At 23.6% G+C, this 14553-nt stretch carries 11 protein-coding genes; 9 read left to right on the top strand and 2 right to left on the bottom strand.

Annotated features, from left to right (window positions below; genetic code table 4):
* Window positions 1-148: 148 nt before the first annotated feature.
* Complete coding sequence (locus tag ACQH25_RS04740) at window positions 149-1855, bottom strand: hypothetical protein (protein WP_425380808.1); 1707 nt, start codon at window positions 1853-1855, stop codon at window positions 149-151.
* Between the two features lie 66 nt (window positions 1856-1921).
* Between ACQH25_RS04740 and ACQH25_RS04745 the strand changes: the two genes are divergently transcribed.
* The 5 genes from ACQH25_RS04745 (at window position 1922) to ACQH25_RS04765 (ending at window position 9547) form a co-directional block, all read left to right on the top strand.
* Window positions 1922-3070 carry an Mbov_0401 family ICE element transposase-like protein gene (locus ACQH25_RS04745; RefSeq protein ID WP_425380809.1) on the top strand — a complete coding sequence of 383 codons (1149 nt, stop codon included), beginning with the start codon at window positions 1922-1924 and terminating at the stop codon, window positions 3068-3070.
* Window positions 3071-3878: 808 nt separating this feature from the next.
* Window positions 3879-6635 (top strand): isoleucine--tRNA ligase, encoded by a 2757-nt coding sequence (ileS, locus tag ACQH25_RS04750; protein WP_425380905.1) that lies wholly within the window; start codon window positions 3879-3881, stop codon window positions 6633-6635.
* Window positions 6636-6667: 32 nt separating this feature from the next.
* Window positions 6668-7378 (top strand): signal peptidase II, encoded by a 711-nt coding sequence (gene lspA / locus ACQH25_RS04755; RefSeq protein ID WP_425380906.1) that lies wholly within the window; start codon window positions 6668-6670, stop codon window positions 7376-7378.
* Window positions 7314-8189 carry an RluA family pseudouridine synthase gene (locus ACQH25_RS04760; RefSeq protein WP_425381850.1) on the top strand — a complete coding sequence of 292 codons (876 nt, stop codon included), beginning with the start codon at window positions 7314-7316 and terminating at the stop codon, window positions 8187-8189. Before lspA ends, ACQH25_RS04760 begins: the two co-directional genes overlap by 65 nt.
* Window positions 8189-9547: a hypothetical protein gene (locus ACQH25_RS04765; protein ID WP_425380907.1), complete on the top strand. Its 1359-nt coding sequence runs from the start codon at window positions 8189-8191 to the stop codon at window positions 9545-9547. The genes ACQH25_RS04760 and ACQH25_RS04765 overlap by 1 nt, the downstream gene beginning before the upstream one ends.
* A gap of 42 nt (window positions 9548-9589) precedes the next feature.
* On the opposite strand, the gene tsaE is transcribed toward ACQH25_RS04765, so the two are convergent.
* Entirely contained in the window at window positions 9590-10060 is a 471-nt protein-coding gene (gene tsaE, locus ACQH25_RS04770) for a tRNA (adenosine(37)-N6)-threonylcarbamoyltransferase complex ATPase subunit type 1 TsaE (RefSeq protein ID WP_425380908.1), read from the bottom strand.
* A 281-nt stretch (window positions 10061-10341) separates the two neighbouring features.
* Here tsaE and ACQH25_RS04775 point away from each other — a divergent pair, with 281 nt between their 5' ends.
* The 4 genes from ACQH25_RS04775 to ACQH25_RS04790 all read left to right on the top strand — a co-directional run bounded on the left by ACQH25_RS04775 (window position 10342) and on the right by ACQH25_RS04790 (window position 13870).
* The gene (locus ACQH25_RS04775; protein WP_425380909.1) at window positions 10342-10521 is read left to right on the top strand and encodes a hypothetical protein; all 180 of its coding nucleotides are present in this window, start codon (window positions 10342-10344) and stop codon (window positions 10519-10521) included.
* Between the two features lie 575 nt (window positions 10522-11096).
* Complete coding sequence (locus ACQH25_RS04780) at window positions 11097-12650, top strand: type I restriction-modification system subunit M (RefSeq protein WP_425380910.1); 1554 nt, start codon at window positions 11097-11099, stop codon at window positions 12648-12650.
* Window positions 12643-13671 (top strand): restriction endonuclease subunit S, encoded by a 1029-nt coding sequence (locus ACQH25_RS04785; RefSeq protein ID WP_425380911.1) that lies wholly within the window; start codon window positions 12643-12645, stop codon window positions 13669-13671. The genes ACQH25_RS04780 and ACQH25_RS04785 overlap by 8 nt, the downstream gene beginning before the upstream one ends.
* Window positions 13672-13696: 25 nt before the next feature.
* A complete protein-coding gene (locus ACQH25_RS04790; protein ID WP_425381851.1) occupies window positions 13697-13870 on the top strand; it encodes a hypothetical protein in 174 nt (57 codons plus the stop codon).
* Window positions 13871-14553: the final 683 nt, after the last annotated feature.

Consider the following 14553-nt stretch of genomic DNA (forward strand, 5'->3'; position numbering starts at 1 on the left):
ATTTACTCCTTATTTCTTAACATCTTATTGTTTAATTGTACTTATTTTTTATTATTTTTACAAGTATACTTTTAAACGCAAAATAACGCCTAAATTAAAGGCGTTTATTTTGTGAGACCTATACTATTAATTATATTGCACTTATTTATTATATGGCAAATGTGAAGATGCTTTTTTTCACAGTAGCATTATTTTTACCCCTAATTACATTTTTATATGGATATAGTGCATAAAACAGAGCATCATAAGGGTCTTGATACATAGTTTTATCAGGAATGTTAGTTTTTGTTTGGTCATATCTTAACTCTTCTAAACATTGAGTAGTTTTTGGTAAATCATCTTTATTAGCATAAAAATTGCCGTAACTCATAATATTACGCATTCAAACTACTCTATTAGTTAATCCTGCTTCTTGATTAAGATTTGAAGCATGCTTAATTGCACTTTGGGTGATAAGAATAGTATTATGTTCATCTATTAATTTTTGATTTAATCAATCAATAGCTGTTCTTGCTTTATCATCATAAAAATAAACTGTTTGTTCAAAATTTTCAAAATTATCAATTAACCCTAAAATTTCATTGGCATAAGCATTAATTTTTTCATTTTCATTAATAAAATCATTTGGTGTAACTACTAATTCACAAATAATATGAGCATCATAATAACCAGTATTATGATATTCTTTAAATCCAACTATTATAAATACAGTATGGTCTTTATGACCAGTTGCTCAATCAATACCAGCACTATAAAAATCAAATTTATACAGACCTTTTTCTTCATTATAAAATTGTTTTAAATCATATGTTTGTCAATATTTTAATGTTTTTTGAAATGGAAAAATTGTTGCATCACTATCTAAAAATTCAAAACCATAAAAAACAGTATTAAATTCATCAGGATTACTTTTTTTCATTTCTAATAATGTTCTTTTTTGAATTTCTGGTAATTTACTTCAAAAAGGTTGAATAGTAAATCTTAAAATAAATAAACCTAAACCACTAAACATTTCTTTATTTTCATAATAAATTTTACCAATTTTTTTAAGATTATCCATAGTTTTATCATTTAATGGTAAAAATGGTGTACAATATTTTAAATAAAATGGGTGGTATTTATCATAAGGATTACATGTAAAAGTGATGAAAAAACTTTTATAAAAATAGCGAGTAATTGATTTTCCAAAAGTAGCACTATATATATTTTTATCAATAAATGTTCAACTTCATTCTTTAATTGGTTCATTTGATACTTTAATACGATTACTTCTAAACATAGAATTTTGTAAGCGTTCATATCTATATGTTAATTGTTTTTCTGTTAATGTTTCTTTTTCTTCTGCCATAATAATTTCATCAGTACGTGAACCTAAAAAACTTGACCCACCTGCTTCTTTTCCAAAAATTTTATTACCATTTGCATAACCAATAAAGTCAATTTGTTGATTATTAGGAAAAATAATACAACCACCATCCTTAGTAATTTTTCATTTAATACCATGGAGATTATTAGGTAATAAATTAATATCATATTTATCTAGTAAAACTTGACAAACATTCATTAAAGCTCCAATAGTTGTTTCACTATGGGTATTTTCATATCGCCTTACTTCTTGGACACTACTATCACTAAAATTACAACATATAAATAAATCAAAGGCTAAACAATTTCAAGTTTTTCTTGTTCCACGTGCTGTTGGTATAAAACGATAAAAACAATTAGTAGTAAAATATTCTGCTCATTCATCACCAGCAAAATTTTTAAAAATATCTCAGCTAAAACCATAATTAGTATCACTAAAATTAAGGTCATATTTTTTATTTAATTGTGCATAACTACTAATGAATGGCATATTTACTCCTTAGTTAATATATAAGTTAAAATTTAATTATTAATAAATTTAGAAAGGAAACAAAGAATGTTATTATTTCAAAATCATTTTAAATGAGAACAACATTATTTTAATCAAGATGAATTAAATTTAAAACAAACACAAGAATTTTTTAAACAAATAGATGATAAATTATGAAATGAATGTGATAAATCTATATATAAACCATGTAAATTTAGAAAAAGAAAATTAAAAACAAAAAAAGGCCTATTAATTTATAAGCGACGTATTTATACATATTATAACAAAAAAACACAAAAAATTGAGCATATATCATTATTAGATGTATATCTTGGTGTTAAAAAGTATAGTAAATTAGCACCAGATGTTATTAAAAAAATTTTAAAATATTTTACTGATGGAAAAAGATATCAAGATATTTGTGATACTTTTATAGAAAATTTAATAAGTATTAGTACTGTTTGTAGAACATTCCAAAAATTTAAAATACCAAAAACTAATATTTCTAAAATTAAATTAGAGCCAAACCAAACTTTATATATAAATATTGATGATGGACATAGAAAATTTAAGTTTAATGATAACCATAATAGTAAAAATTGTAAAAAATGTTCTATGAGATTATTAATATTTTGTACTGGTAAAAAGAAAAATGGCAAATTAATTAATAAAAGAGTTGCATGTAAAATAAGATTATCAAAAACAAAAATTGGTGCATATAAAACTGCACAATTGATTCAAAAATATGGTAAATTATACTATGAAAATTTTGAACAAGCAAATTTAATAATTTGTGGTGATAGTGCAAAATGAATTAGAAAAACTGCTGAAATTTTAAATGCTAAATTTATTTTAGATAAATTCCATGCTTTTCATGTTTTATTTCTTGGAATTATGGCAGGAAGAAGAAAAAATAAAATTGCACAATTACATTATAAATATGCACAAAATTTATTTTCAAAAGGTCAATATTATGAATTAATTGATTTTTTAAACTCATTAAAATATCAAAAATTAAAAATTGGTTATTTTATTAATGCTAAAAATGGAATACTCAATCAAGCATTAGTTGAAAATATTGGTTGTTTTACTGAAACGAATATTAAACAAATTTTAAAACATATGATTGGAAATAGAACCTATAATATTGATATGTATTCAAAAATGGTTAATTTTAAATGCTATCAAATAAATACAGAAATACAGTTATTATAAAAAAATCCCTAATTAAAGGGATTTACCTAAGAGACCACGTACTTAACATACGCTTAGTAATCAAAGGGTATACGGTTTATCTTAAAGGACTTTAATTTATTATAACATACTTAAAAACTTATTAAAAATTATTTTAATAAGAATTTTTGAATTATAAAACTAAGCATTATTGTTGACTTATGTTTTACAAGTGTTAAGATTAATATACAATTGCATATAAAGTCTAAATTATTCTCGTCTAACTTTATAATTTAAAGACAAATAATGAATATTATAGACAACATCGTTATGCTCCCTTATTTTTTTATGATATAATTAAATTAACAAATATTTAGATTTGCTAGTTTTATTGTTTAAAGTTAGAAAATCTATCCGTTATATTAATTCGTCCTATTTTTATATTGTTTTAAATTTTAACTATTATGTGATTATTTTAGCATTTTATTAAAAAAGTTGGTAAACAACGATAAAATTATAATAAAAGAGTTACCAAAAATGGTAACTCTTATTCACTGTTAGGTGCCAACCGAGTGAATATTTATTTACTTACCCTTAATTAAGTAAGTGTTTTTATTATACTACTAAAAGAATAATTTTTTAGTTTTATTTGCTAAAAAAAAATAAAACTTTTCTTAGTGTAAAACATATAATGTATAGTTATAACTACTTTAAAAAAAGCAAATAAAAATTATACCAATTTCAAATAATTACTAGTATAATGATTTAATAATATTTATTTTTATAAATTTAAAAATATAAAAGAATAATTAGTAGCAAATAAAACTTGTTATTTAAAGGAGAATAATACATGAATAAAAACTATAAAAATACATTGTTAATGCCACAAACTAACTTTGAAATGCGTGCTAATTTGACTAGCAAAGAACCACAATTGCAAAAATATTGACAAGAACAAAAAATTTATCAGCAATTAATAACAAAAAATAAAAAAGCTACTAAAACTTTTATTCTCCACGATGGCCCTCCCTATGCTAATGGTAATTTACATTTAGGACATGCGCTCAATAAAATTTTAAAAGATATTATTGTTCGTTACTATAATAGTAATAACTATTATGCACCTTATATTCCTGGTTGAGATACACACGGTTTACCAATTGAAACAGCAGTCACTAACTCTGGAATTAATCGTAAAACAGTAACAGTTTCAAATTTTAGAAAACAATGTCAAAAATATGCACAACTGCAAGTTACTAACCAAATTAATCAATTTAAAGCATTAGGATTATTAACAGATTTTGCCGATTATTATGTAACTTATGATAAAAAATATGAAGCTGAACAAATTAAGGTTTTTGCAAAAATGGTAGCAAAAAAATTAGTATATCGTAATTTATACCCTGTTTATTGATCACCATCAAGTGAAAGTGCGTTAGCAGAAGCTGAAATTGAATATTTAACAAAAACTAGTGCTGCAATTTATGTTGCTTTTTTACTAAATGACGAAAAGAAACTGTTCAAGTTACCAATTTCATTAGTAACTTGAACAACAACACCTTGAACAATTCCTAGTAATCAATTATTAGCAGTAAATGAACAATTTACCTATAGTATTATTAAAACTAATGAACACCAATATATCATTGCCCAACCACTAATTGATGCTTTTACTAAAAACAATAATATTACTAATTTTACAATTATTAGTACTATTTCTGGTAAAGATTTAATTGGATTAACAACATTCCATCCATTATATCAAAGAAAAATACCAATTGTTCATGGTTCTCATGTTACTATCAATGATGGAACTGGCATTGTTCATACTGCTCCTGCCTTTGGTGAAGAAGACTTTGAGCTAGGATTAAAACATAATATTAAAATCCTTTGTCCCATTGATGATCAAGGTCGATTTACAGCAGAAATTAATGATGAACAATTAGTTAATAAATTTTATGATGATACTAATAAACTTATTGTTGAACGATTAAAAGCTAATGGTACATTAATTGGTATGAAATGATTTAAACATCAATATCCTCATGATTGAAGAACTAAAAAACCAGTTATTTATCGCGCTACTTTACAATGATTTATTGCTATTGAAAAGATTAAACCATTACTTATTAAAAATATTAATGATGTTAATTTCATTCCGCACTGAGCAAAAAAAAGAATGTTATTAATGACAAATAACCGTTATGATTGATGCATTTCTCGGCAACGCGCTTGAGGAATACCAATCCCAATTTTTTATAGTGAAAAAAAAGAACCAATTATTGATATTAAACTTATTAATCATATTGCCGATTTATTTGCTAAACATGGTTCAAATATTTGATTTGAAAAAGAAGCAAAAGATTTATTACTACCTAACTATCAACACCAAGATAGCCCCAATGGTATTTTTTACAAAGAACAAGATATTATGGATGTTTGATATGATAGTGGTATTTCCCACTTAGCAGTTATTAAAAATAATAACTTACCTTGACCAGCAGATTTATATTTAGAAGGTAATGATCAATTTCGTGGTTGATTTAATTCAAGTTTAACAACAGCTACTATTACTAATAATAGTAGTCCTTATAAAAATTTAGTAGCACATGGTTTTGTTAGCGATGCTAAAGGTAACAAAATGTCAAAATCAATTGGTAATGTTATTAGTGTTAAATCAATTTGTGATACTAATGGTGCTGATATTTTGCGATTATGAGTAGTTAGTGTTGATTTTACTGATGATACTAGAATTGGTACTGATATTTTAAAACAAGTTAGTGAAAACTATCGTAAAATTAGAAATATTCTTCGTTTTTTATTAGGTAACTGTTTTGATTTAGACAGCAAAACTATTGATCAACAATCACCAGAAAACATCATTAAAACTTTAACAGAAGTTGATCAATATCTTTTAAATAAATTAAATAACTTAGTAATTAAAATTCATGACCATTATCAAACTTACCAATTTAATAGTATCTATCATTTAATTTTAAATTTCATTACTAATGATTTATCTGCTTTCTATTGTGATTTTACAAAAGATATTTTATATGTTAATAGTAAAAATGATATGAGAAGAAAGCAAGTACAAATGACAATGTTTTTAATTGTAAAAACACTAATTGGTTTATTAGCACCGATTTTACCACATACTACTGAAGAAGCATTTCAAAGTTTAACTAAAAAAGAACTAAAGACAGCTAATGATTCAATTCATTTAAAAAGTTTTCCACAACCATGAAATTTAAACAAACAAACAAAATTAATAGCAAAGTGAGAATACTTTATTAACTTCAAAAATGAAGTTAATAAAGTTATCGAACAAGCAAAAAAAGACAAAATTATTAAAACTGCTTTAGAAACAACAGTAACTATTAATTTTAATAATAATATTCTAGCGACAATTGATGAAAAAGAATTGGCACAATTATTAATTGTTAGTGAAGTTATTGTCAATCATAATACTAATATTAATAATGAGTGAACTATTAATGTTAAAACCAAAGTTGGTACTAAGTGTCCTCGCTGTTGATTAATTGTTAATGAAACAAAAGAAGATGTTTGTAATCGTTGTTTTGAAGTGTTATCCTTAATAAGGTAAAATAATTAATATTAGTTTAGAAAGAAGTAATTATGGAATTTTCTTGATTAGCAACTAAAAATCACTTAAAAACACGTGATTGAAAATGATTAACTAAAATAATTTGTTTTTGTGCCATCATTGTTCTCGTTGTTACTGATCAAATGATTAAATTAGCAGTACAAAAAGAAGTAAAGTTTGACCAAGAATATCCTTTTTTGCCCGGGTTCATTAATTTAAAATTTATTATTAATTATGGTTCTGCCTTTAGTCTTTTTCAAAATCAACGAATATTTCTAATAATTTTTGCTTTTATATCCGCAATTGCTAGTATAATATGACTACTATTTACTAATTCTATTAATAGAGCATTAGGTCTTAGTTTTGTTATCGCAGGAATACTTGGTAATTTAATTGATAGATTTTTGCATGAAGGTGGCGTTGTTGACTTCCTATTATGACAACTATTTCCGCCATACACCATTTTTAACACTGCTGATATATTTATTACTATTGGGATTATAACTATTATTCTACAAATAATTATTAGCACCATTATCAATGCATATCAAGAAAAACACGGAGAACATCACCATGAAGTCAACAATGGAACATTTACAACAGTCAGTAATGACAGAAAAACAAAAGAAAATAAAAATAACATATCAAGAAATAACAGATATCCGGATCGACAAATATTTAGCAACAGTATTAAAAGAGCATCATTATTCACGAAATTTTATTCAAAATTTAATCGTGAATAACCAAGTAACAGTTAATAATAAAATTATTTCATCAACTAAATTAATATTAAAAAATAATGATGAAATAATTATTACTATCAAAGCACAACCAGAACACACTTTAAAAGCAACAGCAATTGATTTTGAAATAATCTATGAAGATAATGACATTATTGTTATTAATAAACCTAATAATTTAGTTGTTCATCCAGGAGCAGGTAATTGAGATAATACTTTGGTTAATGGCTTATTATTCCAAGCAAAAGTTGAAAATGCTGATAAAGATAATTTACGTCCTGGCATTGTTCATCGTATTGATAAACAAACAACAGGATTATTATTGGTTGCTAAAAATAAAATTAGTCAGCATATCCTAGCAGAGCAATTAAAAAAACATGAAATTAAACGAATTTATATTGCCCTAGTTCATGGTACAATTAAAAGTAGATCAGGAACCATTAATGCACCTATTGCTAGAAGTAATAGTAATCGTCTAAAAATGATGATCAATGAACAAAAAAATAGTAAAGAAGCAACTACTCACTTTACAGTTCTTGAACGATTTAAAGATTATACTTTAGTTCAATGTCAACTTGAAACTGGTAGAACACATCAAATTCGCGTTCATTTTGAATGAATTGAACATCCAATTGTTAATGATCCATTATATAGCAAATTTAAATTAGAAGATGTTAATATTGGCCAATACTTGCATGCTAAAATTATTATTTTTATTCATCCAACAACGAAAAAAAATATGACTTTTGAGTGTAATTTACCTGATTTTTTTGAAAATAAATTACAATTATTACGAAAGGAAAGTGGAAAATAATGAATGATAATATTCTCGATATTTTAGGTTTACAACTAGTTGATTATTTTATTAGTCACCAAGATTACCGACCATTTAATGTTCCTAAAGATTTAAAATTACATGTTAAAGGTGAAGTTTATTTAACCAACAAAAATAGTAATACTTATCATATTATTAAAATTATTAAAGAAAATGATTTTAATCCTCATCATTTAAAAAATAAAGATGAAGCTTATGAAAAGTTGCGTCAACAATTAACAGATGAAGGCGTTAAAGATATTCGTTACTTAATGGTTATTTTAAATGACGATAACCAAAATGAAAATCGAATGTCACCAGCAGTTGATATTATCATTGCCACTAGTGATAAAATTGTTCAAGAATTAGCAAAATTTTATCCTAGTATCACTAAGTTTATTAAAGTAGACTTACCACAACTTGAAAATGAAACCGAAAATAATGAAAACACTAATGAAAATAACACTAGTGGAACTTTAAGCAGCAATTGAAAAAAAATTAATTTTCAAAATCGTCGTTATTTAAGTGAAACATTAAAAAAATGTAGTAATCCTAACTTAGCAATTACTTGATTTCTTTTTATAATTCCAATTATTACCTTTGTTGTTTTTATGGCAATTGTTAATATTAGCAAAGATGATTGATTAGTACTAAATTATGACCTACAACATTTACTGTTTGGTGCTAACTATCATAATTTAATATTTGGTGCTCATCAGTATTGAAGATGATTAGTTTATCCATTTGTTAGCAATGATATAAATAGTTCAGTTCCTATTAACTTAATATTTTCACTTTGAATGTTTTATCGTGTTGGTAGATTTGTTGAAGGATTTTATGGATGATGAAAAGCAATTTTTATTTGAGTTGGAGCAATGATTTTAACAGGGATTCTACAAAGTGTTGTTGATAATATGAATATTATGTCAGGATTCTGAGTTTTTCCATTAATATCTTTAGGTGCGATGTTACCTTTTATTTGAAATTATAAACTATTTAAAACACCAATTATGGGTCGCTTTTTGGTAACTATTATTTTAATGTTAATTTTCTGATTTGCACTTGATTCACAAATAGTAACATTATTATACTGAATGATTGCCTTTGTTACAGGTTGATTATTTGCTTCATTAATTGGTTATCATAACCGTAAAATAACTGTATTTTATGCTTTTAGTCCGATTGCTATTGGTTCATTGGTATTATTTGCTGGTTTAGTTTGAGGTTTAAATAACTATTATCCCGTTGATGATAATAACTTTACTTTACAAGTATTAATCAAATATAAACAACTCGGTTTAATCAGTCAAAGTACTATTAATAATATTATGCTCAATTATTTTCATGTACAAATATAAAAAAAAGGAATTAATTAATTCCTTTTTTTTATATTTAAAATTCTATAAACTAGCTAATGAATTAATTAAATACTTTTCTGTTGCTTGTGGAAGAAGATTAGTATTAATGGTTATTTCTCTACTATTAATATCAATAATTTTAAAATTTATCGCAATATACTGATAATTATTAAAGTTAATACTTAATTTTTCTGATCATTCAATGATTGTAAAATTATTGATCATTATTTCATAATATTCTTCGATGTTAGGTTTGATTAAACGATAAGCATCGATATGAATTAAATTTCATTTATATTTAGTTTGATATTGCTTATAAATAATAAAAGTTGGTGAATTAATAACATCTTTAACACCAAGTAATCGACCAATTAATTTAGTAATTTGTGTTTTACCACTACCAAGTGGACCATTTAATAATAAAACTAAATTTGGTTTAACAATTTTAGCAATGATTTGGGCAAGACTATTAGTATCATCTAAATTTTTTAATAGATATTTATTTTTTTTCATAATAACCTTCTTTGCTAATTATTTTATCCTGTATAAAGTATTATACAAAAAATAAAAAAAGAAATACTAACATTTAATATTTAATTTATATGATAAAATAAATTTATAAAATGAACGAAGAATACAATAAAAACTTATTAAATAGCAAAATATTAATTTCAGATAAAAACTTAAACAAATCAGAAACATTTTTTTGGAGTTATTAAATAATTATCAATTATTTTTCGTTTATAACATAATTATTAATGAAGAAACTAAAATAAATAATTATCAAAATAAACTTGAAATTAATTCTAAATTTACAAAAAAATGAATTAAATAAATTAATTAATTTAAGTAATCCTGTAAAGATTGTAAAAGGAAAACACGAATTTCCAGATTTAGAAATTACTTATAATAATAAAATAAAGCTTATCAAACATACTAGTGTATATTGTGATGAAAAAGATAGTAAAAAATAATCAACATATGTAGAATTTTTATTAAATAATAATTTTAATAAATTATCTAATGAAACACTACAAAAAGTAAGCAATACAACATATTTAAAAAAATTGAAAAATACAATTTTTAAAAAAAGAAAAATTTATTTGTCATCAAATTAAAGAAAAAATTATTTTATTAATTCATCTTAATTATCTTATTCAACATTTAGATATAAAAATGACAGAGCGCATAAAATATTCGGTTGATGGATAATTTTCCAAAAACTAAGAAAAAGATAGAAATAAAATTCTATCTTTTTTAATTAGGTTAAAATTGTCGTTAACCTTGCTTAGTTTAAGAAAATAACAGTAAAAACAACCAATTAAATTAAATACTACATGGGATTTCTCAATTTTTCGCTAACAATTTTAAGATATTAAAGTTTTATTAAAATATTATTGCCTTGCTAAAAATTTAGTTTTTTATTATATAATAGTATCGTAAAAATAATTAAATATTTAACAGCAAAATTACTAACAAGGATTAAAATTAGTTAGCATTAAATATTAATTACTTTAATTAATAAGTTTGAAAGTTAGGAAAAGATATTATGACAACACATGAAAAACAAAATGTCCAACAACAACAGTTGTTTTCTAAGTTATGAGATATTTCTAATACCTTACGGGGGACAATGGAACCATCCGAATATAAAGAGTATATCTTAGGATTAATATTTTATCGTTATTTATCAGATAATGTCCAATCGATAATAGCAAAAGATTTAACAATGGAAGGGATTGATTATTACACTGCTTTAACTAATGAAAAATATCGCAATGATTTTTTAGAAGTTTTATATGATAATGATAGTGCTGGATATTATATTGAACCAGAATATTTATGACAAGCAATAAATAAAAAAATTAATAGTGGAAAATTTGATATCTTCATCTTAAGAAAAGCGTTTAACAAATTAATTGAATCAATAGTTGGTCATGCATCAGCAAAAGAATTCGAAAATTTATTTGATTCTGTTGATTTAGATTCTAGTAAATTGGGAAAAACAGAAACCGAGAAAAGTAACATCATTGCTAAAGTAATGTTAAAAATTAATGAAATTAATTTTGAAATTAACGACGCAGAAATTGATATTTTAGGTGATGCCTATGAATATTTAATTAGTAAATTTGCTTCTGAATCAGTAAAAGCAGCAGGTGAATTTTATACACCACAACCTGTTTCTAAATTATTAGCTAAATTAGTTAGTCAAGGAAAAACAGAAATTAAAACGGTTTATGATCCAACATGTGGTTCTGGTTCATTACTATTAAGAGTATATAAAGAATTAAAAATTGGTCATTTATATGGTCAAGAATTAAAAACCAATTCATATAATATCGCAAGAATGAATATGATGTTACATGGTTTAAAGTATAATAAATTTGATATTTATCATGGTGATACATTAGAAGATGATGGTTTTAAAGGACAAGAATTTGAAATAATTGTTTCCAATCCGCCATATAGTTCTCATTGATCGGCAAATCAAAAATTTTTAAGCGATGAAAGATTTAGTGCTTATGGCAAATTAGCACCAAAAACAAAAGCTGATTTTGCTTTTATTCAAAATATGATTTATAAATTAGCTGCTAATGGTGTCATGGCCGTTGTTATTCCGCATGGAATTTTGTTTAGAGGTAATGCTGAATTAATTATTAGAAAATATATGATTGCCAAAAATTGAATTGATACTATTATTAGTTTACCAGCTAATATGTTTTATGGGACATCAATTCCAACTTGTATTATTGTAATGAAAAAATGGAAAAGTGATAATGCCATTTTGTTGATTGATGCTTCGAAAGAATTTGCCAAGCAAGGAAATAAAAATACTTTAACTGATGAAAATATTATTAAAATTATTAATGTTTTTAATAACAGAAAAACTATTGCTAAGTTTTCTAATTTAGTTGCGATCGAAATAATTAAAGCAAATGATTATAACTTAAATATTGCTCGTTATATTGATAATACAGCAGAAAAAGAAATCATTAATATTAAAGAATTGCAAGATAAATTAATTACTAATGAACAAGCAATGCAAAAATTAAATGAAGAATTTAAGTTACTGGTAAAAGCGTTGGTGATTAATAATGAATAAATCTTTGCTTCCCAAAATTGGATTTAAAGAGTTTGCTGATTTTTATTATAAAACAACTTTTAATAAGTTTTATAATAAGGGTAAATCTGGAGGAACTCCAAGTACAAAAAATAAAGATTTTTATAATGGAGAAATATCATTTTTATCAATTAAAGATGTTACTAATCAAGGCAAATATATTTTTGAAACTGAAAAAACAATAACTAGAAAAGGACTTTTAAATTCTAGTGCTTGATTAGTACCAAAAAATTCATTAATATACTCTATATATGCTTCTGTTGGATTTCCAACAATCAATAAAATTCCATTAGCTACTAGTCAAGCTTTTTTTTCTATGGAAATTAATAATTTATATTTTTCGATAGAATACTTATATTATTTATTACTTAAATTTAAGAAAAAAGAATTAAATAAATATATTATAAAACAAACACAACCTAACCTTTCTAAGGAAATAATTAACCAATTTATTTTTAAACTACCTAATTTACAAGAACAAAATAAAATTGCTGATTTTTTTACCATTATTGATAAAAAAATTGAATTAGTTAAAGAACAGTTAAGTTTATTAGCAAAACAAAAACAATATTACTTAAATAATATGTTTGCTAATGAAAAAGGTTATCCCCAAATTAGATTTAAAGAGTTTATTAATGAAAATAATTTTCAAAAAGTAAAATTAAGAACAATAGCAACAATTTGAGGTGGTTCAACACCTTCAACAAAAAATAAAAAACTATGATTAAATGAAATTCCTTTTATAACTCCTAATTTTATTACAAAAAATAACAGTATGCTGCTTAATAAATATGATCGTTTTATTACAGATAAAAATTTTAATTTTTCTAAGAAAAATGATATTCTTTTAACTTGCAGAGCTCCTGTTGGTGTAGTTACAATAAATAATTTAGAAAAATGTTGATTTAGTCAAGGAATAAAAAACATTAGAACAGGAAAATTAATAAACCATAAATACCTATATTATTGACTTTATAACAATAAGAAATGTATTAATTACTAATTCATTTGGAACAACATTCTTAGAAATTTCTAATAAAGATTTAGAAAATATTCAAATTTATATTACTTGTAGTTTACAAGAACAAACTAAGATTGCACATTTTTTTAGTATTATTGATAGGAAAATTGAATTAGTCAAAGAACAGTTAAGTTTATTAGCAAAACAAAAACAATATTACTTAAATAATATGTTTATTTAATTTATGGTTTCTATCTGATTTTTACATACAAATAAAAGTTTTACATAATTTAACAAAATAATGTAATCTAAACAAGTATTTTTTAATAGCAACCGTTTTTAATTTTATGATATGATTTAGTTAATTAAAAAAGATAATCTTGTTTTTTCTTAGAGATTCTATTTTAATAGATAAATATTTATTAGAATAAGATATTACCAACCGAATAATTTATGCCATCATAGCCAACATGTAACGCTGATCAATTATCTTTATTTAAAATTACATTACTACTTTTTAAAAATCATTTTCTAACAATAACATACTGTTTTATTTCTTTCTATTCCTATTATTAACTCTTCTTCTTTCTTATTTTTTCAAGACTTTTATCTTTTTTATGACAAATATTTATTAAACTTTTTTGCACCTTTACTAAATGATTACTTAGCTTTTTTATTTCATTACTATTTTGATTTTTAATATTTAGTAATTTCTTTTTCTAAATTAGTTGTCATATTTTATCAATATTATTTCAATCATTAACTAATTCTCTTGTTTCAAGTATCATATTTTAGTTTATTATTTGTCCTTAGTAATATATTTTCAACAAAACTAGTAATTTTATAAATATTTACGAAATTTTCTTTCATATCATAATCAGCATTTTTATTAATTTTACTAGAAAAAAACAGGAAAATACTCTA

Source organism: Spiroplasma endosymbiont of Polydrusus pterygomalis (genome assembly GCF_964030825.1).
In the GTDB taxonomy this organism is placed as follows: domain Bacteria; phylum Bacillota_I; class Bacilli_A; order Mycoplasmatales; family VBWQ01; genus Spiroplasma_E.